At 63.7% G+C, this 19,687-nt stretch carries 23 protein-coding genes; 4 read left to right on the forward strand and 19 right to left on the reverse strand.

Translation table 11 applies throughout. From position 1 onward, the window contains the following. Positions 1-116 precede the first annotated feature (116 nt). Positions 117-575: a nucleoside deaminase gene (locus ACPPVR_RS37555; RefSeq protein ID WP_426611522.1), complete on the forward strand. Its 459-nt coding sequence runs from the start codon at positions 117-119 to the stop codon at positions 573-575. Here ACPPVR_RS37555 and ACPPVR_RS37560 read toward each other — a convergent pair. Further along, positions 572-1,477 (reverse strand): alpha/beta fold hydrolase, encoded by a 906-nt coding sequence (locus ACPPVR_RS37560; protein WP_426611523.1) that lies wholly within the window; start codon positions 1,475-1,477, stop codon positions 572-574. The two genes, ACPPVR_RS37555 and ACPPVR_RS37560, sit on opposite strands and share 4 nt — an antisense overlap. A 181-nt stretch (positions 1,478-1,658) precedes the next feature. Then, positions 1,659-2,942: a phosphoribosylamine--glycine ligase gene (gene purD, locus ACPPVR_RS37565; protein ID WP_426611524.1), complete on the reverse strand. Its 1,284-nt coding sequence runs from the start codon at positions 2,940-2,942 to the stop codon at positions 1,659-1,661. 260 nt (positions 2,943-3,202) lie between these two features. Here purD and ACPPVR_RS37570 point away from each other — a divergent pair, with 260 nt between their 5' ends. Further along, positions 3,203-3,433 carry a hypothetical protein gene (locus ACPPVR_RS37570; protein ID WP_426611525.1) on the forward strand — a complete coding sequence of 77 codons (231 nt, stop codon included), beginning with the start codon at positions 3,203-3,205 and terminating at the stop codon, positions 3,431-3,433. 442 nt (positions 3,434-3,875) lie between these two features. Here ACPPVR_RS37570 and ACPPVR_RS37575 read toward each other — a convergent pair whose 3' ends face one another. The 7 genes from ACPPVR_RS37575 to ACPPVR_RS37605 all read right to left on the reverse strand — a co-directional run bounded on the left by ACPPVR_RS37575 (position 3,876) and on the right by ACPPVR_RS37605 (position 9,279). After that, entirely contained in the window at positions 3,876-4,694 is an 819-nt protein-coding gene (locus ACPPVR_RS37575; protein ID WP_426611526.1) for an alpha/beta fold hydrolase, read from the reverse strand. A 114-nt stretch (positions 4,695-4,808) separates the two neighbouring features. Beyond that, entirely contained in the window at positions 4,809-5,339 is a 531-nt protein-coding gene (locus tag ACPPVR_RS37580) for a TetR family transcriptional regulator C-terminal domain-containing protein (protein ID WP_426611527.1), read from the reverse strand. A gap of 362 nt (positions 5,340-5,701) precedes the next feature. After that, complete coding sequence (locus ACPPVR_RS37585; protein ID WP_426611528.1) at positions 5,702-6,418, reverse strand: hypothetical protein; 717 nt, start codon at positions 6,416-6,418, stop codon at positions 5,702-5,704. Positions 6,419-6,741: 323 nt separating this feature from the next. Then, positions 6,742-7,149 carry a hypothetical protein gene (locus ACPPVR_RS37590; protein ID WP_426611529.1) on the reverse strand — a complete coding sequence of 136 codons (408 nt, stop codon included), beginning with the start codon at positions 7,147-7,149 and terminating at the stop codon, positions 6,742-6,744. Between the two features lie 262 nt (positions 7,150-7,411). Continuing rightward, positions 7,412-7,714, reverse strand: a complete 303-nt coding sequence (locus ACPPVR_RS37595; protein WP_426611530.1) for a winged helix-turn-helix domain-containing protein — start codon at positions 7,712-7,714, stop codon at positions 7,412-7,414. Between the two features lie 3 nt (positions 7,715-7,717). After that, the gene (locus ACPPVR_RS37600; protein WP_426611531.1) at positions 7,718-8,272 is read right to left on the reverse strand and encodes a hypothetical protein; all 555 of its coding nucleotides are present in this window, start codon (positions 8,270-8,272) and stop codon (positions 7,718-7,720) included. Further along, positions 8,269-9,279 carry an alpha/beta hydrolase gene (locus ACPPVR_RS37605; RefSeq protein ID WP_426611532.1) on the reverse strand — a complete coding sequence of 337 codons (1,011 nt, stop codon included), beginning with the start codon at positions 9,277-9,279 and terminating at the stop codon, positions 8,269-8,271. Before ACPPVR_RS37605 ends, ACPPVR_RS37600 begins: the two co-directional genes overlap by 4 nt. Positions 9,280-9,416: 137 nt before the next feature. Between ACPPVR_RS37605 and xseA the strand changes: the two genes are divergently transcribed. Beyond that, positions 9,417-11,039 carry an exodeoxyribonuclease VII large subunit gene (gene xseA / locus ACPPVR_RS37610; RefSeq protein WP_426616263.1) on the forward strand — a complete coding sequence of 541 codons (1,623 nt, stop codon included), beginning with the start codon at positions 9,417-9,419 and terminating at the stop codon, positions 11,037-11,039. 246 nt (positions 11,040-11,285) lie between these two features. Here the strand turns inward: xseA and ACPPVR_RS37615 are convergent, their stop codons facing one another. Continuing rightward, positions 11,286-11,459, reverse strand: a complete 174-nt coding sequence (locus tag ACPPVR_RS37615; protein WP_426611533.1) for a hypothetical protein — start codon at positions 11,457-11,459, stop codon at positions 11,286-11,288. A gap of 208 nt (positions 11,460-11,667) precedes the next feature. Then, a complete protein-coding gene (locus ACPPVR_RS37620; RefSeq protein ID WP_426611534.1) occupies positions 11,668-12,492 on the reverse strand; it encodes a dienelactone hydrolase family protein in 825 nt (274 codons plus the stop codon). Positions 12,493-12,658: 166 nt separating this feature from the next. On the opposite strand from ACPPVR_RS37620, the gene ACPPVR_RS37625 reads away from it, so the two are divergent. Continuing rightward, complete coding sequence (locus tag ACPPVR_RS37625) at positions 12,659-12,886, forward strand: DUF2093 domain-containing protein (protein WP_426611535.1); 228 nt, start codon at positions 12,659-12,661, stop codon at positions 12,884-12,886. Positions 12,887-12,902: 16 nt separating this feature from the next. Here ACPPVR_RS37625 and ACPPVR_RS37630 read toward each other — a convergent pair whose 3' ends face one another. From ACPPVR_RS37630 to ACPPVR_RS37665, 8 genes are all read right to left on the reverse strand, one after another. Further along, complete coding sequence (locus ACPPVR_RS37630) at positions 12,903-13,217, reverse strand: hypothetical protein (protein WP_426611536.1); 315 nt, start codon at positions 13,215-13,217, stop codon at positions 12,903-12,905. Positions 13,218-13,469: 252 nt separating this feature from the next. Further along, positions 13,470-13,889 carry a hypothetical protein gene (locus ACPPVR_RS37635; RefSeq protein WP_426611537.1) on the reverse strand — a complete coding sequence of 140 codons (420 nt, stop codon included), beginning with the start codon at positions 13,887-13,889 and terminating at the stop codon, positions 13,470-13,472. Between the two features lie 157 nt (positions 13,890-14,046). Continuing rightward, the gene (gene lpxK, locus ACPPVR_RS37640; protein WP_426611538.1) at positions 14,047-15,063 is read right to left on the reverse strand and encodes a tetraacyldisaccharide 4'-kinase; all 1,017 of its coding nucleotides are present in this window, start codon (positions 15,061-15,063) and stop codon (positions 14,047-14,049) included. Continuing rightward, a complete protein-coding gene (locus ACPPVR_RS37645) occupies positions 15,056-16,402 on the reverse strand; it encodes a 3-deoxy-D-manno-octulosonic acid transferase (RefSeq protein WP_426611539.1) in 1,347 nt (448 codons plus the stop codon). Before ACPPVR_RS37645 ends, lpxK begins: the two co-directional genes overlap by 8 nt. Further along, positions 16,365-17,078 carry a lysophospholipid acyltransferase family protein gene (locus ACPPVR_RS37650; protein WP_426611540.1) on the reverse strand — a complete coding sequence of 238 codons (714 nt, stop codon included), beginning with the start codon at positions 17,076-17,078 and terminating at the stop codon, positions 16,365-16,367. Before ACPPVR_RS37650 ends, ACPPVR_RS37645 begins: the two co-directional genes overlap by 38 nt. Next, positions 17,075-17,320: a DUF4170 domain-containing protein gene (locus ACPPVR_RS37655; protein ID WP_426611541.1), complete on the reverse strand. Its 246-nt coding sequence runs from the start codon at positions 17,318-17,320 to the stop codon at positions 17,075-17,077. Before ACPPVR_RS37655 ends, ACPPVR_RS37650 begins: the two co-directional genes overlap by 4 nt. 60 nt (positions 17,321-17,380) lie before the next feature. After that, a complete protein-coding gene (locus ACPPVR_RS37660; RefSeq protein WP_426611542.1) occupies positions 17,381-18,199 on the reverse strand; it encodes a 3'(2'),5'-bisphosphate nucleotidase CysQ in 819 nt (272 codons plus the stop codon). Next, positions 18,186-19,574: a TldD/PmbA family protein gene (locus ACPPVR_RS37665; RefSeq protein ID WP_426611543.1), complete on the reverse strand. Its 1,389-nt coding sequence runs from the start codon at positions 19,572-19,574 to the stop codon at positions 18,186-18,188. The genes ACPPVR_RS37660 and ACPPVR_RS37665 overlap by 14 nt, the downstream gene beginning before the upstream one ends. Positions 19,575-19,687: the final 113 nt, after the last annotated feature.

The raw sequence follows: 19,687 nt of genomic DNA on the forward strand, positions 1-19,687 counted from the left end.
TAATCTCACTCAGGGGGTGGCCAGAAAGCATTGTGCGCGCTCGTTTCGAGCCGCATGCTCAGGCAATATCTGTAAGCACTTCTGCTGAAGGCGCAGCTACTAGCAGGTTTCTTCGGATGATACGAGGCTTGAAAGCCCCCTCTTTCATGGATTTGGCGCTCAAAACGGCCGAAAATGCCGGAAAGGCGGGCGAAGTTCCGATCGGGTGCGTGGTGGTCCGCAATTACGAGGTCATTGCCACTGCGGCCAACCGGACGCTGACCGATTACGACCCCACGGCCCATGCCGAAATCGTTGCGCTGCGCGAGGCGGCCAGGAAGATCGGCAGCGAGCGCCTGGTCGACTGCGACCTCTACGTGACGCTGGAGCCCTGCACGATGTGTGCGGGCGCGATCTCCTTTGCAAGGGTCCGCCGGCTCTATTACGGCGCCGCCGACCCCAAGGGCGGCGCGGTCGAGTCCGGCGTGCGGTTCTTCACCTCGCCAACCTGCCATCACGTCCCGGACGTCTATTCCGGCGTCGGCGAAAGCGAGTCGGCGCGGCTGCTCAAGGACTTCTTTCGGGAGCGGCGTTAAGACGCGAGGAAGAACGCGCGCAGCGCCTTGGCGGTGACGTCCGGGTTCTCCTCGGTCAGGAAGTGGCCGGAATCCACCGGCTGGCCTTCGACATTCGTCGCCCATTGCTTCCAGATATCGAGCGGCGTGGCGGCGGCCTGCGCGATGCCTACGCCACCCCACAAAGCCAGCATCGGAATGGTGATCTTGTTACCGGCCTCGAAATCGGCCTTGTCGAGGTCGTAGTCGACATAGGCGCCGGCGCGGTAGTCTTCGCACATCGCGTGCACGCGGGCGGGATCGCGGAACGGCGCGATGTAGTGTTCGAGCGCGCGTTTGTCGATTGCGTCGAGCGTCTTCGACTTGGTCTGGCTCGCCATCTTGAAGCGCAGGAAGAACTCGCCATTGCCTGAGATCAGCGTCTCCGGCAGCGGCGCGGGCTGCGCCAGGAAGGTCCAGTGATAGATCTTCAGCGCGTAGGCGCGGTTCATCCGCTCCCAGTAATTATAAGTCGGCAGGATATCGAGCACGGCGAGCTGCGACAGCCGGCCGGGATGATCGAGCGCCAGCCGATACGACACGCGGCCGCCGCGGTCGTGGCCGGCGAGTGCGAAGTGGACGTGGCCGAGCTGCTCCATCGCCTCGACCATGGCCTTCGCCATCGCGCGCTTGCTGTAGGGCAGATGTTGCGCGTCGCTGCCCGGCATGTCGGACCAGCCATAGCCCGGCAAATCGGCGATGATCAGCGTGAACTTGTCGGCCAATTGCGGCGCGACGCGGTGCCACATCACGTTGGTCTCGGAGAAGCCGTGCAGCAGCAGCAGCGGCGGACCCTTGCCGCCGACGCGCGCGAAGATGCGGCCCGAGGATGTGTTGATCCATTCGGAGGCGAAGCCGGGATAGAGGTCGGCGAGATCTAACATGAGTTCCATCCCCTCAAAATGTCGAAAACAACCCCATGCACAGTAGCACGGTGATTTCGGTGAGGGATGCTAACCCCAACGCCCCATTGCGCAATCTTGCAATGTCGCGATGACGGGGCGCGGCGCGCCAAAGTCGAGATTCCGGCCGACGCGCTTTGCGCGGCGATCGGAAAAAAGCCTGTCAGCCCCTGGCCTTCTCGGCTTCCACCGCCTGCCAGCCGATATCGCGGCGGCAAAAGCCCTCCGGCCAGTTGATGCGGTCGACGGCCTGATAGGCGCGCGCCTGCGCCTCCGTCACGGTCGCCCCTAACGCGCAGACATTGAGCACGCGGCCGCCATTGGCGAGGATCGCGCCGTCCTTCGCCACCGTGCCGGCGTGGAAGATCTCGACGGTGTTGACCCCCGCCGCGTCATCGAGCCCCTCGATGCGCGTGCCCTTCTGGTAGTCGCCGGGATAGCCCTTGGCGGCCATCACCACCGTGAGCGCGGATTCCGGATACCAGCGCAGGTCGAAATGCTTCAGCTGCCCGTCGCAGGCGGCGAGGAACGCCGGCACGATGTCGGACATCATGCGCAGCATCAGCACCTGGCACTCGGGATCGCCGAAGCGGACGTTGAACTCGAACAGCTTTGGGCCCTGCGTCGTCAGCATGATTCCCGCGTAGAGAATGCCGCGGAACGGCGTGCCGCGCTGCTTCATGCCGGCCACCGTCGGCAAAATGATCCTGGCCATGATCGCGTCATGGATCGCCGGCGTCACCAAAGGCGTCGGCGAATAGGCGCCCATGCCGCCGGTGTTCGGGCCGACGTCGTGGTCGAACACACGCTTGTGGTCCTGGGCGGAGGCCAGCGGAATGGCGGTCTCGCCGTCGCAGAGCGCAAAGAAGCTGATCTCGCGACCCGGCAGAAATTCCTCGATCACGACTTCAGTGCCGGCTTCGCCAAAGGCGCCCTCGAACATCATGGCGATGGCGTCCTCGGCCTCGCGCACGGTTTTCGCGACGACGACGCCCTTGCCGGCGGCGAGGCCGTCGGCCTTGACGACGATCGGTGCGCCCTGACTCTGCACGTAAGCACGCGCATCATTGGCGTTGGTGAATCGCTCATAGGCGCCAGTCGGAATACCGAATTCGGTGCAGAGCGCCTTCGTGAACCCCTTCGAGCTTTCGAGCTGGGCGGGGATCTTGTTCGGCCCGAACGCCTTGATGCCCGCGGCGGTGAGGTCGTCGACGATGCCGGCGGCGAGCGGCGTCTCGGGGCCGACCACCACGAGCTCGACCGCGTTCTGCTTGCAGAAGTCGATCACGGCGGCATGGTCGGCGACATCGAGCGCCACGCACTCCGCCTCACGCGCGATGCCGGCATTGCCCGGCGCGCACCAGAGTTTGGTGACCAGGGGGGAGGCTGCGATTTTCCACGCCAGGGCATGTTCGCGGCCGCCGGAACCGAGCAGGAGAATGTGCATCGAGGGCTCGAAATGAGGGGTTTTGCTGGGGGCGGAGGTCGCACGAATCGGGGCGGGTCTCAAGGGGGAAACGCCCCGCACTCCCCGTCATTCCGGGCGCTGCGTGCGGTTGGCCTTACCCTCCCCTGAGGGGGAAATATATACTTGGGTATGCGCTTAAGCTCAGCCTAGCGCGGCCGCACGGTCTCTCCCTGAATAGAAATCGGGATCAGCACCACTCCGCGACTTGGGACCGATTCGAAAAGAGCTTTCGCATTACAATGGCGCGCGATCTCGAAGGTGCGCTTGCGGCAGGCGGGGACGCATTCCAGAGAATTCGGTACAGCTACGAAGGCGGGAACGAGACCCTTCAGTATTACTTTCAGGACCTTCCCGCCGCTCTCGGGCGCATCATCTTGCAGATGAAACCGGAGTGGAATGGACATCATCGCGATGGTTTTGCGTCTCTACCAGGACGCCCCATTATTGAAGCCGAACGGCAATTGCGGTGACAGTGCACTAAGCTCAAAGCCGAAGCATCGGTTGAGCATCAGTTGACGTGGTTTAGTGCACTGTCACCGTAATCTCCATGGCAAGTCGAATTCGACGCTAACAACGAGACGATCAAGACAAGAAAGGCGATGGAGGCGGCATTCGCGAAGGAAGGTTAGGCGGTGTGGGCAAAATTCCACATACCACGGTAGCCCCCAAGCGCCGCCTGGGGCCGGCAGGGAGCAAGGCGCGAGGCCGACGGCGGAGTGGACTCCGTCAAAGCCGAGCAACGCTGCCAAGGTCGCCGCTTCGATCGGGACCTTGGCCGATGAATTTTCGAGGAGGGTTTGAGCTTCTTGTTCGTTCCTTCGTCACTACGGCGAAACCCGACCCCTCCCCAATATGCACCTCAATATACACCCCTACATGTCTCCCATGGGCGATAATGGATGAGAGATGTCGTCAAGACCTGATGAACGAGAGCAGGTCGGGGTTGAGGACATCCGCATGCGTGGTGAGCATGCCATGGGGGTAACCGGGATAAGTCTTCAGCGACCCGTGCTTAAGCAGGTCGACCGCACGCGGCACTGAACTTGCGAACGGGACGACTTGATCAGCCTCGCCGTGCATCACCAGCACCGGCACGGTGATCTTCTTGAGGTCTTCGGTATAGTCTTCGAGCCAAGAGTCGACAGTCGCGTAGTGAGCGAGGGCTCCGCCGGCCATGCCTTGACGCCACCAGTTCGCGATGATCGCCTCCGAAGGCTTCGCCCCATCGAGGTTGTAGCCGTAGAACGGATTCTCAGGGACGAAACGGTAGAACTCCGACCGGTTGCCCAGCACGCCTGCCCGGATCGCTTCGAACCACTCCGGCGGTTGGCCGGACGGGTTGTCCGCGCTCCGGTACATGTTCGGCGTCAGTGAAGCGACCAGCACCGCCTTCGCGACGCGCTCCTGATGGCGAGCGACATAGCGAGCCACCTCACCACCACCTGTGGAGTGGCCGATATGGATCGCGTCGCGCAGGTCGAGGTGTTCAGTCAGGGCTGCGAGGTCGGCGACCCAGTGGTCCATGTCGTTGCCGGTGCTGGGCTGGTCGGACCGGCCGTGGCCGCGCCGGTCGTGGGCGATTACCCGGTAGCCGTGGCGAAGGAAGAAGGTCATCTGGGCGTCCCAGTCGTCCGCTGTCAGCGGCCAGCCGTGACTGAAAACGATCGGCTGGCCAGAGCCCCAGTCCTTGTAGAAGATGTTGACGCCGTCTGTAGTCGTGATCGTGGGCATTGTTCAGGTCCTTCAGGTTAGCCGCGGATGAGACTCATCGCGCGCTGGCGCGGCGTTCCAGCGATGATCCCGTTGAATCAATATGACCAGTCGTCTATTAACTGGTCAAAATTTTTAACTCAGCAGAGAGGGCAAAACAAAGCGCTCGAAGCTGTCGAAGGCCGCCCGGTTACGTTCGACCTTGGCCCGCATGACCGCCCCTTCGAACGTGTCAATCAGCGCGACGGCAAGCTGCCCTGGATCCTTTCCGGCCGACAATTCCCCTTTCTCCTGCGCTTCCCGCAAACATGAGGCGAGCGCGGCTGACCACTCGCGATAGATCGCCGCAAGCTTGATCCGCACATCCTCGCTCGTCGGCGTGACCTCCAGTGCCATGTTCCCGATCAGGCAGCCGACCGCGTAACGGCGGCGCTCGTGAAACTCGGCAAGTCTGGCGAAATAGCGCGCGATGCGCGACAAGGGCGGCGTCCGGCGTTGATTCAAAATGGCCCCATACTCGGCGACAACCGCGTCCCAATATTCGGTCAGTACCGCGACGGCGAAGGCTTCCTTACTGTCGAAGTAATTATAGAACGACCCCTTGGGCACGCCGGCTGCCGCGGTGATCTCCTGCACGCCCGTGGCGTTGAAGCCGCGGGTGCTCACAAGGTCTCCCCCTTTTTCCAGAAGGCGCGATCGGGTTTCGGGATTGGCTGGTCTAGGCATGAGTTAATATATGACCGGTCGTCTTATTATAGTCAAGTAGTTTTTTTGGTGTGGGCACTGGTTCGTCCGGGCGCTCACCGGGCGGATGACAGGCGGGTAATCTCGGGCATCATGACGTGCTGATCGATTTACGGTGACAGTGCACTAAACTCCAAAGCCAAAGCATCGGTGGAGATAAAGCATCAGTGCAGATGGTTTAGTGCACTGTCACCGTAATCCTGTCTTCCCACAGTGCCGTGGCACGATGACGGGTTGCAACGTTTCATCGCTCGCATCTGCCCCCGCCAGTGGGCGGAGGCCCTTCAACGAAGGGCTACGAACTTGCAGCCGGTCCACAACGCCTCGGCGTTTTTCTGGTCTATCCTTTGCGAGTTCTCAATCGAGAAGCTAGTGCCATTCACCCAGCAGTAGAGACTTTCGAGAATTGGTATCGAGGCATCCATCACTTTGGTTTCGTCGCCGTACTTCATTGGCTGGACAGGTCCGTTCTTCTCGCGGCGTGTCGCCTCGAGGGAGTGCGCGAGGTACTTATCGCGAACGTTCATGATCGAGGCTAACCGCGCTGATCTAAGAACTGAGCGGGCGTCTGCGATTGCGTGCAGCAGCTCGGTCCGAGCCTGCGATGCGCGCTCTTCTGCGAACTGCTGGTCTCTCCGATCTTGGTGCTGGCTGCGCGTTTCCTCAGCCAGCATCTCGATGAGCTCATCATCGTCAATCAGCGCGACGACGGTCGGAATGTTTTCCTTGTCAAGATCGACGCCGTCCCAGATCGCGCAAAGACGCACGATCTCGATCTGGTACATGCTGCGCTGAAAGATCCTGAACGCGTTCGCTGCATAGGATCGGGGAATTTGAGACGCCAGCACCGGCGAGAACACCACGAACGAATTGTTGGCGTGCAGTTCGACCACATAGAGGAAGTGATCGAGCACCTTCTTCATTTTGGCTTTGGCAAGCCGGAGCCGGTCTGCCTTCGAGAGGCGAGCAATCGCCTTCTCGGCATCGTTACGTTTCGACATGTTGCTATGAAGGGCTAAGCTCAGAAGGCCAGCAACAGACCGGTGCAGCTTATCCCCGCGTTTCTGGTCCGTCCGTCGCTGCCCTTGGGAATTACGGAATTACGGTGACAGTGCACTAAATTCCAAAACCAAAGCATCAGTCGACATGATTTAGTGCACTGTCACCGTAATTCGGCGTTCGCCCGTAAGAACATTCAGGTACCGTGGTGGCCCGGCGGCCGCCCGAGGCGATCGTGCCGCAAGAATTACGGTGACAGTGCACAAAACTCCATGACATCAGGCGACGTCAATTTAGTGCACTGTCACCGTAATTTCCTGGAAAATCATTGAGGCTGGCCGCCAGATTGGGACGCTTGGCCGCCGCCGAAGCCGGAGGTATTGCCGCCGCCGCAACCGCAACCTCGGCAGCCAGCGCAGCCGCAGCCTCGGCAGCCGCAACCACGACAGCCGCCGTAGCCGCAGCCACGCGCGATCTGTTGGAAGCCGGTGCCAACGTTCTCTTTGTCGAAGAGATGGAACGTGGCGAGACTGACGTCGGCCATTTCCTCTTCGCCAAGAACGAAGCGCTGATTGGGCGAGGTATTATCAGATTGCGGGATACCAGCAGTGGGCATCGTGGATGCGGATGCACTACCCACCAGCGAAAGACCCAGTCCGGCGGCACTCAGCACCTTCATGGCGGCGGCTTTGGCTGTGCGTTTTGGCTTCGAAGCTTGCTTGACCCACGGCATGGTCGCATCCTCCGTAAGTTCTTTTTGTGAAAACGCTTGGCAAGCGTGCGCTCGGCTAAACCGGCGCGCAAGAGTTAACCTGCGCCATGCGGCCGTCTTTGCGAGGTGCTTACTGAACACCGCGGGAGGCCGATCCGTGGTGTTGCAAAATACAAAACCCTGCTACAAAAGAGTAGGAAGCGAGCGCAAATTCGCAAGTTTTATCAATGCAGAAGCTGGTTGTTGGCAGTACCCACCCAACCGTACCAGTCTTACCGAAGGCCTACCCCTGCTTCCCCGCAATAATCTCCTGCAACGTCGCCACATGCCGCGCGAATGCCCCTCGGCCCGCCGCCGTGGCGGTGACCGTGGTCTGCGGCTTTTTGCCTACGAAGGCCTTGTCGACCGTGACGTAGCCGGCCTTCGCCAGGGTCTCGATGTGCGCGCCGAGATTGCCGTCGGTGGCGCCGGTGAGTTTCTTGAGCCGGGAGAAATCCAGGCCCGCGGCCGTGGCCGGCAGCGAATTCAGTGCGGCCATGATCTTGAGCCGCAGCGGCTGGTGGATGATGTCGTCGAGCTCGGCCATCGACTAGCTCCGCCGCATCCAGAGGCCACCGACGATCAGACCGGCACCGTTGACGACGGCCATCCACGGCAGGAAGGCATCGCCCGTGACGAAGAAATAGCCGATCAGCGTCAGAGCCGTTATCGCGAGCGCGATGACGACGAAGGCGTAGCCGAACCACAGCCCGGCCAGCGCATAGAACAGCATGAAATAGATGGTCCAGAACGTACCCTGCTGGCGCGGCGTGAAATGGCCGAGGACGTGCGCGCAGAGGAAGCCGAAGGCGACGAACATCAGGAAGGCGACCAGCACCCGCATGTCGAAGCTGCGAACTCCCGTCGAGGCCTGGTTCGCGGCGCTGATTGCAAAGGACCCGGCAATGCCGAGGACGTAGACTGCGAGCCAGTAGTAATAGGCTTCTCGGGGCCAGAGCCAGGTCGCGATGTTGGCGACAAAGACCAGCACGCCCCACATGATCATCATCTGGCTGGCGAGATCGTAGACCCGCGATTGCCGCACGCGCTGGACGATGTCGTCGATATCGGCCAGCGCCTCGGCTGCCTGCTTGCTGTCGATCATGACTGCCCGCTCCCCCGCGTCGCCACGTCCTCGGCGATCGCCGAGACCGCCTTTGGGTTGGTCACCATGCCCATGTGATTGACGCCGTCGATCACCTTGACGTCGACCGACGGCTTCACCGCCTGAACTGTCTCCGCGTATTTGTCCGAGATCATCATCTCGTCCTCGGCGCCGCCGAAGATCGTGAGCGGATGAGTCACCGAGGCGAGATCGAGGCGATAGCCGCGCGTTGCGAAATTGCGCATCAGGCGGTCGGAATAGGTCGGCACCAGAATCCGCTCCGAATTCGCAGGCACCGCAAAGGCGAGCACAGGCAGCTGCGCGCAGCAATCGATGCCGAGCTTGCGGAGTGCGGCAAGGCCGAGGAAGCGCGGAATGTCAGCATTGGCCCAGCCGCCGGAATGCGGCTTGTTGGTCGGCGCGTCATAGCCGAGATAGGGCGCGACCAGCACGGTGCGCACGAACAGATCCTGGATGATCGGCGTTGCAGCGACACGCAGCGAAAAGCCGCCGCCGGCGGAATGGCCGATCAGGGTGAGCGGCAGGTCCGGCGCGCTCTTGCGAACGAGCGCGACGAAGTCGACCAGATCGTCCTCGAGCTGGCCGACATAGCCGATGTCGCCGCGCGTACCGGAAGCGCCGTGACCGCGCATATCGATCGCCCAGGTCTCGACGCCACGCGCGGCGAGCGCCGCCGTCAGCGCGTGATTGATCGTGCCGGAAGAGCCGGACGAGCCGTGGATGAAGATCGCACCGCGCCCGCTGTCAGCGCCGCTCGGTGCGTAATGGCGATAGCCAAGCCAGGTGCCATCACGGGCCTGGAAGCGTTCGAGCGCCGGCAGGGTCGTCATGTCGACGCCCTTGCGGGAGTCGGAGACCGAGCGCAGCTCTGTAGGCCGCTCCAGCGGCGTCGCGATCAAGGCGGTCAGCAGCAGCGCCACGGCGCCGGCCGCGCACAGAACCCATTTCAGCAAGCTCAGAGCACCTCGCAGCAACTGCATTGCCATGGTCCAACTCCATCAAACTGAAGATCGATAGAGAACTCTATATTACAGAGTACTCTCCATATCAATCCCCGGATTGGCGCCGCGCGGCGAAAATCCTTAACGTCGGGCTCGATCCCAAAATGCCGAATCGTGTGCCGATGCCGCCTGCGGAACCCCTGCCCAATACGCCCGAATTCACCGTTTCCGAGCTCTCCCAGTCCCTGAAGCGGACCGTGGAGGACACCTATGGCCATGTCCGGGTCCGCGGCGAGATTTCCGGGTTCCGCGGCGCCCATTCTTCCGGTCACTGCTATTTCGCGCTCAAGGACGAGAGCGCCAAGATCGAGGCGGTGATCTGGAAGGGGGTGCACGGGCGGATGCGCTTCAAGCCGCAGGAAGGGCTCGAGGTGATCGCCACCGGCAAGCTCACGACCTATCCGGGCTCCTCGAAGTACCAGATCGTGATCGAGGCTTTGGAGCCGGCCGGCATCGGCGCGCTGATGGCGCTGATGGAGGAGCGCAAGAAGAAGCTCGCCGCCGAAGGCCTGTTCGACGAGGCGCGCAAGCAGCTGCTGCCCTGGCTGCCCGAAGTGATCGGCGTGGTGACGTCGCCGACCGGCGCGGTCATCCGTGACATCCTGCACCGGCTCGAGGATCGTTTTCCGCGTCACGTGCTGGTGTGGCCGGTCAAGGTGCAGGGCGAAGGCTCGGCCGAGCAGGTCGCGGCCGCGATCCGCGGCTTCAACGCGCTGCCGGAGGGCGGCAAGATTCCGCGGCCCGACGTGCTGATCGTCGCGCGCGGTGGCGGCTCGCTGGAGGACCTTTGGTCGTTCAACGAGGAGATCGTGGTGCGTGCAGCCGCCGAAAGCATGATCCCGCTGATCTCGGCGGTCGGGCACGAGACCGACATCACGCTGATCGACTTCGTCGCCGACAAGCGCGCGCCGACGCCGACGGCGGCGGCCGAAATGGCCGTGCCGGTGCGCAGCGATCTCTTTGTCGAGGTCGCCGACCTTGCGCGGCGCAACCGCGCCTATTGGCAGCGCAGCCATGAGAGCCGCCGCAACGAGCTGCGCGCCGCCGCGCGCGCCCTGCCGGCGGCCGGCGACCTGCTGGCGATCCCGCGGCAGCGGCTGGATTCGGCAGGTAGCGCCCTGCCCCGCGGGCTCAAGGCCAACACGCATGCGCATTTCCGCAGATTTACTGCCGCCAGCGCCAAGCTGACGCTGCGGGTGCTGCACGGGCAGATTTCGCAGGCCGATCACCGGCTCACCGTCTGCGGCGAACGGCTTGGCCTGTCGGCACGCTCTCTCTTGCGCCGGCGGCGCGATCGCTTCGCCGGACTTGAGGTGCGCTTGCGCGCCTCAAAACTCTCCAACGCACAGGCGCAGCGCAATGCGATCGCCCGCCAGCGCGAACGCGCGCATCGGCTTGGCGAGCGGGCGCAACGCGCACTGGCGACGCTCTTGCACCGGCTCGACGCGCGCGTCGAGGCCAGCGGCAAGCTGCTCTCCGCTTTGTCCTATCGCGGCGTGCTCGCCCGCGGCTTTGCGCTGGTGCGTGACGAGGCCGGCCATCCCCTGCATTCGGCCGACAACGTCGGACCGAACGCGCGGATCGCGATCGAGTTTGCCGACGGCCGCGTCGGCGCGACGGCGGATGCGGATCGCCCCGAGCCGCCCGCCAAGCGCGCGCCATCGCAACCAAAGCCGGCAGCGCCAGACGCAAAGCCCGCGCCGAAGCGCGTGGGCAAGCCGGTGGATCAGGGCAGTTTGTTTTAGAGCTTTCCGTCATTCCCCGCGAAAGCGGGGAATCCAGTGCTCCGCGGCTTCTCGGTGAATCACGAACGTCTCGGACTACTGGATCGCCCGGTCGAGCCGGGCGATGACACCGATGATGTGGGATGCGCGAGCAGCCCCAACCTCGTCATTGCGAGCGTAGCGAAGCAATCCAGAGTCCCTCCGCGGAAAGATTCTGGATTGCTTCGCTGCGCTCGCAATGACGCCGTGGAGACAGCGCGTAGCCGCCTACTGGCAGGACAATCCCGCGTCGATCGTGGTCCAGAAGCCGCAATGTTCCGGCGTGGGCTGCGGGGCGCCGGCGTGGGCTTCGAACAGGAAGATCACGACGGTGAAGATGACCAGTGCGGAGGAGAACAGGGCGAAGCGATTGCGCATAAGGATGCGTTTAATCGACATCATGGTCGAACTAAGGCGCCGACACCTGCTGAAACCCGGTTGACGCGCGATCCGTAGATTCCCGGTCGGCCATCATTGTCCGTGCAGGGCGGTGGTCGATGCGGGGCTGTCCGCCTCACCTTGTTCCTCGGGCGGCCCCGCTTCCGCCTTCGCTTCTACCGAGCTACGGCGAGACAAGTCCGCTCATCCCTGCAAAACTTTCAGCGCGCCCTTACCGCGCCAGCCATTCCGCGACCTGCTTCTGCGAATCCGCGCGTGCGTCCGCGTCGGTGCCGAGATGGCCCTGCTCGGGCGCGGCGGCATCGCTGCTGCCGGCAGCTGCGTGCAGCGGCGTGTTGGCGCGGTCGAAATCGTGATAGGCGCCGGGATAGACCACGATGCGTGTGAGCGCACTGCGGCCGAGCGCGCCGTCCACCATCTGGCGACAGGCCGGCGGCGACGAGACGTCGTCCTTGCCGCCGATCAAAACCAGCGTCGGCACCCGCGCGCTCCAGCCGAGGCCGGCGGAAATCCGGCAGTCCGGATAGAAGGCGATGGCCGCGCGAAAATCCGGCGCCGCGTCGCGCGCGGCATTCTGCGGACGCACCGCCCAGAGCAGCGCGCTGGCACCATTCGCCCAGCCCATCAGGCTGACGCGGTCGCGCGCGACCCAGGCCTGCTTCATCAGCCAGGCGCGCGCCGCCACGATGTCGGCAACACGCTCGCGCCGCGCCTTGATGTGCATCTCCTTGACCCGGCACTGCGGGCCGAGCTCGCGCGAGCCGTAGCTGTCGGGTAGCAGCACCGCATTGCCCGCCTTGAGCAGATCTTCAGCCCAGTCGCGATAGCGCGTCAGCACGGGATCAGCGTGACCGCCGAGCCCGCCGCAGCCATGCAGCGCGACCACGGTCGGAAACGGCCCCTCGCCCTCGGGCTTGTAGAGCTGCGCATGCAGGATTCCGGACGACAGGGGAATGTCGACCTGCTGCGGCACGGGCGCCGCGTGCGCGGCCGACATCAGGAGGGTTAACAACAGGGCGGTCAGTCGAAGGCGCATCGGACGATCCTTCGCCGCAGCACTATCATGCGGAAACGGCGGTAAAACATCACAAGTCGGTGGCTTTCACGGGCGGACAAGGCATCCTATTTATGGTAGATCGAATGCATCACATCATGCCCTCCAGGGTTTTCCACGGAGAGGCTTTTCACGGAGACTTCCAACCGTGCTGAACAAGTTCGGCCCATCGGGCAATGGCGAAGCGCAGGTGCAATATCTCGACGGTGATTTCCGCGTGATATCGCCGGGGACCTTTGTGCGCTGCGCGATATCAGACACGCGGATCCCGCTCGACGAATTGAAATACTGGAGCGTGGACCTGCAAGAGGCCTACGCCACGCCTGCCGCCGTGCTGCAGCGGCACTTTCCGGGTGCGCCCAAGCCACAGCCGTAAGCCCGCAGCCGCGCGCCTATTGTTGCTCCGTGCCATCCGCGCCGACGCAGGTCTTGATAAAATTCCTCCTGGGCTCGCCGACGACCTTCTGATCGATCGCCTGCTTCAGGCAATCGAGCCGGGCCTGCGCCATGCAGAGCTGCATCTGGTCGCGCTTGTCTTGCCCCTTCAGCTTTTGAGTCGAGCCAAGGCACGTCATGCGCTTGGTCGCGGGAACCGGAACCGTGCTGGCTGGATTTGCGGGCGCGGCCGGCGGCGGTGTTTGTGCAGACACCGGTGCAATGATGAGACACACAAGACTGGCGGCAACGGCCGCGGAGGGCAGTTTCATCGAATTCTCCTGATCGATTGGAATAGGAGTCTTGCGATGAATGCCGGGTGAATAGCGAGGTGCCGTAGTTTTGCGATGAATGTCGGCTCAATGGCGCACTGTCGCAGGGTGGGCAAAGCGCAGCGTGCCACCTCGTCTGCGTTCTCATAAAAACGCGAGGTCGTTCTGAGGGCGGGTCGCTCCTTCATTTCCCCAGAACGTTAGCTCGTGCTCCAGAACGGACTTACGCCGTGTTGCGTCTCTCGTACCGGATCACCCCTTGATCTCCGGAACGCCCTGCCCCAAAAATACGTTGATACCGATCACAGCGATCACGAAAATCAGCATTAACAAGGTTGTTGCGAACACCGCCTTGGAGCCAAGACCGAACCGTCCCTTTTTCCTGATCCCGTAGTTCGCCGCCATGCGGGTAATGATGAAACCCCACAGCGCCAGCCCTGCCAGGTTTGCTCCCAAGTCCAACACAGGAGAGACGTCAAACTCCGCCTTGGAAAAATTGTACACTGCAAGCAGCACGGCCAAAACGGAATTCGCCACCACCGCGATTAAATAGGCTTGCCAAAATGCCAGCCTTCGTTCGAAATATTTGATGATAGCCCCATAGATCAGCGAAAAGAGCAGCGTCCCTACGACAAAACGAAGAATAAGCGGACTGGCAGGGTACGGCAGCATCGCGACTACTTAAGCCATTCACTGAGCGCTCAAATCTGGACGCTCAACCTATGATATATAAGCGATAAAAATACAAGTACCGTAGGGCGGACAGAGCAATATTATTGGTGGGCACGCTTCGCTTTGCCCACCCTACGAGATCATTGCGGGGACGAGGTCACCGCGTGCTGAACCGTCGCTCGCGCGCCTTGTAGAGATGATCGCTGATCAGGCGGCGGAGCGTTGGTACGTCATCGAACTCGAGCTGGACTGCGAACGGCACGATGCCGTCCGGCACGCCCTCGTTGCCGCGCAACCGCGCAAGATCCTTTTCCGTCGTCACCAGAACGAGCTGCTCGCGCTGTGCGTCCGCTACGAGTGCCGCGATTTCGGCTGGCGAGAACATGTGGTGATCGGCGAACGGGCGCGTGCGCGCGACCTCTACGCCGCAGGCGCGCAAGCTGCGGAAGAAGCGCTCGGGATCGCCGATACCCGCGAACGCCAGAACCTGCCTGCCGAAGAGCTGCGCGACCGATGCGGCCTCGGGCTTCAGCCGCGCGCGCAGCACCGGCTTGTCGCGCGCGGAAATCTCCGCCGCGACACCGTCGGCGGCATGGCCATCGCCGATCAGCACCAGCGCATCGGTACGCGCGAGCTGCGCCTTCAGCGGCGCACGCAGGGGGCCGGCGGGAAACACCTTGCCGTTGCCAAGGCCGCGTTCGCTGTCGATCACGATCAGCGAGGCGTCCTTCATGATGCGCGGGTTCTGGAAGCCGTCATCCATCAGGATCAATGTCGCGCCTTGGGATTTCGCCAGCGCGACACCTTCGAGCCGATCGTGCGCAACGGCGACCGGCACGTCGCGCACCATCATCAACGGCTCGTCGCCGACATCAATTGCGGTGTGACGCATCCGGTCGACCATCACCGGGCCCTCCAGGCGCCCGCCATAGCCGCGGCTGAGCACGACCGGCGTCTCGCCGAGCTCGCGCAACAGCTTCGTCAGCGCCAGCACGGTCGGCGTCTTGCCGGCGCCGCCGACGTGATAGTTGCCGACGCAGAGCACGGGAATGCCGGCATCGACGCCCATTTGCGTCATGCGGCGCGCCGCAATGGCGCCGTAGAGCGCGCCCAATGGACGGAGGAGATGCGACTTCGGGGAACGCGGCCGGTACCAGAAGGCCGGCTCACGCATTGGCGGCTCCCATCTCGATCCGCAACTGCATCAGATACGGCTCGAGCGCCGTGATCGTGCGATCGAGCGCGCCGCCGAGCTGCGCGACCACGCCTGAGCCTGCGTGCTGCATCTTGTCACGCACGGTCGGCTCGGCCAGCAACAGGCCGAGCTGCTTGACCAGCGCCTCCTGCGTGTCGGCCTGGCGCGCACCGCCGCTTTGGTCGAGTGCCTCATAAAGTTCGCTGAAGTTGAAGACGTGCGGACCATGGACGATCGCCGCGCCGAGCTTGATCGCCTCGATCGGATTCTGTCCGCCATGGCGGATCAGCGATCCTCCCATGAAGACGATCGGCGAAAGGCGGTAGAACAGGCCGAGCTCGCCCATGGTGTCGGCGACATAGACGTCAGTGGTGGCCGCCAGCGGCTCGTCGCGCGAACGCAAGGCCGGCTTCAGGCCCGACGCCGTGATCATGCCCGATATCGAGGAGCCGCGGTCCGGGTGCCGCGGCACGATCACGGTCAGAAGTTGCGGGAAGACACCGACGAGGCTGCGGTGCGCCGCGACCAGCATCTCGTCTTCGCCCGGATGGGTCGAGGCCGCGACGATGATCGGCCGCCCCCGCGTCATCGCCATCAGCCGCTCGAGCCTGGCGGGATCGGCGGGCGGCGCCGGCACGTCGAGCTTGAGATTGCCTGTCGTGACGACGTCACGGCCGCCGAGCGCCGAGAAGCGTTCGGCGTCCAGCTTCGACTGTGCGAGACAAATGTCGAACCGCGAGAGCAGCGCCGAGATGGTGCCGTACATCCGCCGCCAGCGCGGGAACGAGCGCGGCGACATCCGCCCGTTGATCAGCACCATCGGCACGCGGCGCACTGCGCCCGCCAGGATCAGGTTCGGCCACAGATCGGATTCGATGAACAGCGCCAGTGACGGCTTCCAGTGATCGAGGAAGCGCGCGACATAGCGCGGGGAATCATACGGAACGTATTGATGGATAACGTCGGGCGGAAAGCGCTTTGCGACGACAGCGGCCGAGGTCACCGTGCCCGAGGTCAGCAGGATGCGCAGGTTGAGATCGCGCAGCCGCTCGATCAGCGCTGCCGCGGCCAAAACCTCGCCGACGCTGGCGCCGTGAATCCAGACCAGCGGCCCATGCGGCCGCACGTCCTGGGACAGACCCCGCCGTTCGCCGACGCGCGCGGGATCCTCCTTGCCCTGCTTCAGCCGCCGCTTGATCAGCGCAGGCGCCAGCGGCACCAGGCCTGAAGCCAGGCGCTGGTACATCCGCAGCGTCATCGGCAACGAATTGGGCAGCGAACTAGCCATCTTGGGGCCCCGGGCGGCCGAGATGCGCATAGGCGCGGCGGGTCGCCTCGTTCAACGTCTCTTCCAGCTCCAGCCGCAGCGCTTCCATGGTGGCGGCGTCGGCATCCGGCGGCACGCTGATTTCCTTGATCCCGACCAATGCGCCCCGCCCGAATGGCAGATTGATGGTGGTGCGGTCCCAGTTCTTGAGCCGGATGAAGCGGCTGGTCGCCATTGCGAAAGGCATGATCGGCCGCCCCGATTCCCGTGCCAGCATGATAATGCCGAGTCCCGCCACGCGCGCGCGCTTCGGGACATCGGCGGTCAGCGCGACATTACAACCGTCCTCGAGCGTCCGCACCATCTCCTTGAAGGCGCCGACCCCGCCTTTGCGGTGGAAGGCGCTGCCATGGTCGCCGGAACCGCGGATGAGGCCGATGCCGAGCCGCTCCACCGCGATGGCGTTGAACTCGCCGTCGCGATGCCGCGAGATCAGGACCTTGGCCCGATAGGAGTCCTTGTTCTTGATGAAGGGGGTGAGGAAGTGCTGGCCGTGCCAGAAGGCGAAGATCGCCGGGATCTGCGGCTCGACGATGTCATAGACCTCAGGCGGATCGAACGTGAACCTGTTGGTCCGCCAGACCAGACGCAGATATTCGGCCGCCAGGACCCCGACGGCACGCTGAAACCAGCTGCTTCGCAGCGTATTGCGAAGCAGTTTTTTCAACGCGCCTTCGATTCTTGATTCGGGTCGAGCAGCCGGTGGAGATGGACGATGAAATAGCGCATCTGCGCGTTGTCGACCGTGCTCTGCGCCTTGGCGCGCCAGGCGGCGTGCGCGGTCGCATAGTTCGGGTAGAGGCCGACGACCTCGACGTCGTCCAGGTTCTTGAAGGTGTTGTGCTCGAGATCGAGCAGCTCGCCACCGATGACGAGATGAAGCAGTTGTTGCGGGGCACTATCCGACATGGGTTCTCTTCCTAATGAGCTGCCCGGCAAAGCAGTGTTCGAAAAGCACAGCGAAAGGGCTCAGGGCAAGGGACGATTGCGAAAATGCGCGACAATGCTCGCATGACGATCGCGCCCCGCTGCCACCAGCACCCCGTGCGTGATTTCCCGGCGGTTATAGAGGATGGGTTCTCCGGAGAGGTCGCTCATCCTACCATCCGCTTCCTGCACGATCAAATCGGCCGCCGCAAGGTCCCAATCATGGCTGCTGCCGCCCGCAAAAGCCGCATCCAGCCCGCCATGGGCAACCCGGCAGAGCCGGAGCGCGAGCGAGCCGATTCGCGGATGCAGCTTGATGTCGCCGCCGGAAACGTTGAGCCGCTCGACCAGCGGCTTCGGGCCGGCGATCCGGGCGAAGTCGAGCGCAGAGCCGGACGCGGCCCGCACCGGCCTGTCGTTCAGCATCGTGCCCTGGCCGCGGGCCGCGAAAAAGAACTCGCCGCTGGTCGGCGCGAACACCGCGCCGAGGAGGGGCGAAGCATTCTCGACCAGCGCCACGCTGACGCACCATTCGTCATGGCCGCCCAGATAATTGCGGGTGCCGTCGATCGGATCGACCACCCATGTCAGCCGCCGCGACAGCCGCGTGGAATCATCGGCGCTCTCCTCCGACAGCCAGCCATAGTCCGGCGTGACGCCGCGCAGGCGCGCTTCGAGCAAATCGTTGACGGCGATATCTGCTTCCGAGACCGGCGAGGATGCGCCCTTGGTCCATTTCTTCAGTTCGGTGCGGAACATCGACTGCGCCAGCGCGCCTGCGTCCAGCACCGCGTCTTTCAGCAGCGCCGCGTCGCGCACCAGGACAGTCTGGTCGAGAGAGTTCGCGTCAGCGTCCGCCAAGCGTCAAACCCTCGATGCGTACCGTCGGCGCGTTGACGCCGTAGCGGAATTCGAGATTGTTCGCCGGCTGCATCGACTTGAAGATCTCGAACAGATGGCCTGCGATCGTCACCTCACTGACGGGATAGGTCAGCTCACCATTCTCGATCCAGAAGCCGGACGCGCCGCGGCTGTAATCGCCGGTGACACCGTTGACGCCGGAGCCGATCAGATCGGTGATGTAGAAACCCTGCTTGATGTCGGCGATCAGCTCGGCCGGGGTCGGGATGCCGGGTTCGAGATGCAGATTGTACGGCCCGGGCGACGGTGATGACGACACGCCGCGATGGGCGTGGCCGGTGGTGGTGAGGCCGAGCTCGCGCGCGGTGGCGCAATCGAGCAGCCAGGTCGTCAGCACGCCCTCGTCGATCAGCGCGATCTTCTTCACCGCAACGCCCTCGGCGTCAAACGTCTGCGAGCGCAGGCCGCGCTTGCGCAAGGGATCGTCGATGATGCGGATGTTCTTCGAAAAGAGCTGCTGGCCGAGCTTGTCCTTGAGGAAGCTGGTCTTGCGCGCGATCGAGGCGCCGTTGATGGCCCCGACGACATGGCCGACCAGCGAGCCGGCGACACGCGGATCGAACACGACAGGCACCTTGCAGGTCTCGACCTTGCGCGGATTGAAGCGCGCCACGGTGCGCTCGCCGGCGGAGCGGCCGACGATCTCGGGCGACAGCAGATCGGTGCCATGCGGCGCCGAGGTGAAGTCGTAGTCGCGCTCCATGCCGGTGCCTTCGCCGACGATCGCGGTCGCCGAGATGCCCTGGCTCGAGCGCAGATAGGAACCGTGGAAGCCGGTGCTGGTCACGAGCACCATGCCGCCCATGCCGGCGGAGGCCGAGGCGCCGCCGGATTTGCTCACGCCCTTCACGGCAAGCGCTGCAGCCTCGGCTTCGAGCGCGCGGCGCTCGAGCTCGGAGGTCGCGGGCACGTCGGGATCGAGCAGATCGAGATCGGGGAAGTCGCGCGCGAGCAGCGCGGGATCGGCGAGCCCGACATATTTGTCGTCGGGCGCCACGCGCGCCATCGCCACCGCACGCTCGGCAAGCTTGGTCACGGCATCGCCGCTGGCGTCGTTGGTGGAGACCACGGCCTGGCGCCGGCCGACCAGCACGCGCAGGCCGACATCGTCGCCCTCGGACCGCTCGGATTCCTCGACACGGCCGTCGCGCACCTCGACGCCTTGCGAGATGCCGCGCACCGCGACCGCATCGGCCGCGTCCGCGCCGGCGCGCTTTGCCGCCTCCACCAGCCGCTGCGCGAGATCGGACAGCGCGGACTGATCGAACAGGCCGCGATTGGCGGGCGAAAGTGTCGAGCTTGGTGAAGGGTTCACAAACGAAATCCTGTTGCGGCGGGAGGTTTCGGGGCGATACCGGCCCTCAACACCAGATGTGCCCAATTGGCACGGACTTCAAGCGTTTTCAGCCGGCAAAAAGCTCAGATTCG

The organism is Bradyrhizobium sp. McL0616 (assembly GCF_049993385.1).
Taxonomy (GTDB): Bacteria; Pseudomonadota; Alphaproteobacteria; order Rhizobiales; family Xanthobacteraceae; genus Bradyrhizobium.

Excerpts from the sequence above, each read along its gene's own strand:
- ACPPVR_RS37555 (WP_426611522.1), top strand. The coding sequence starts at position 117 with ATGATACGAGGCTTGAAAGCCCCCTCTTTCATGGATTTGGCGCTCAAA.
- ACPPVR_RS37560 (WP_426611523.1), bottom strand. The coding sequence starts at position 1,477 with ATGTTAGATCTCGCCGACCTCTATCCCGGCTTCGCCTCCGAATGGATC.
- purD (WP_426611524.1), bottom strand. The coding sequence starts at position 2,942 with ATGCACATTCTCCTGCTCGGTTCCGGCGGCCGCGAACATGCCCTGGCG.
- ACPPVR_RS37570 (WP_426611525.1), top strand. The coding sequence starts at position 3,203 with ATGGCGCGCGATCTCGAAGGTGCGCTTGCGGCAGGCGGGGACGCATTC.
- ACPPVR_RS37575 (WP_426611526.1), bottom strand. The coding sequence starts at position 4,694 with ATGCCCACGATCACGACTACAGACGGCGTCAACATCTTCTACAAGGAC.
- ACPPVR_RS37585 (WP_426611528.1), bottom strand. The coding sequence starts at position 6,418 with ATGTCGAAACGTAACGATGCCGAGAAGGCGATTGCTCGCCTCTCGAAG.
- ACPPVR_RS37590 (WP_426611529.1), bottom strand. The coding sequence starts at position 7,149 with ATGCCGTGGGTCAAGCAAGCTTCGAAGCCAAAACGCACAGCCAAAGCC.
- ACPPVR_RS37595 (WP_426611530.1), bottom strand. The coding sequence starts at position 7,714 with ATGGCCGAGCTCGACGACATCATCCACCAGCCGCTGCGGCTCAAGATC.
- ACPPVR_RS37600 (WP_426611531.1), bottom strand. The coding sequence starts at position 8,272 with ATGATCGACAGCAAGCAGGCAGCCGAGGCGCTGGCCGATATCGACGAC.
- ACPPVR_RS37605 (WP_426611532.1), bottom strand. The coding sequence starts at position 9,279 with ATGGCAATGCAGTTGCTGCGAGGTGCTCTGAGCTTGCTGAAATGGGTT.
- xseA (WP_426616263.1), top strand. The coding sequence starts at position 9,417 with ATGCCGCCTGCGGAACCCCTGCCCAATACGCCCGAATTCACCGTTTCC.
- ACPPVR_RS37615 (WP_426611533.1), bottom strand. The coding sequence starts at position 11,459 with ATGATGTCGATTAAACGCATCCTTATGCGCAATCGCTTCGCCCTGTTC.
- ACPPVR_RS37620 (WP_426611534.1), bottom strand. The coding sequence starts at position 12,492 with ATGCGCCTTCGACTGACCGCCCTGTTGTTAACCCTCCTGATGTCGGCC.
- ACPPVR_RS37630 (WP_426611536.1), bottom strand. The coding sequence starts at position 13,217 with ATGAAACTGCCCTCCGCGGCCGTTGCCGCCAGTCTTGTGTGTCTCATC.
- ACPPVR_RS37635 (WP_426611537.1), bottom strand. The coding sequence starts at position 13,889 with ATGCTGCCGTACCCTGCCAGTCCGCTTATTCTTCGTTTTGTCGTAGGG.
- lpxK (WP_426611538.1), bottom strand. The coding sequence starts at position 15,063 with ATGCGTGAGCCGGCCTTCTGGTACCGGCCGCGTTCCCCGAAGTCGCAT.
- ACPPVR_RS37645 (WP_426611539.1), bottom strand. The coding sequence starts at position 16,402 with ATGCGCATCTCGGCCGCCCGGGGCCCCAAGATGGCTAGTTCGCTGCCC.
- ACPPVR_RS37655 (WP_426611541.1), bottom strand. The coding sequence starts at position 17,320 with ATGTCGGATAGTGCCCCGCAACAACTGCTTCATCTCGTCATCGGTGGC.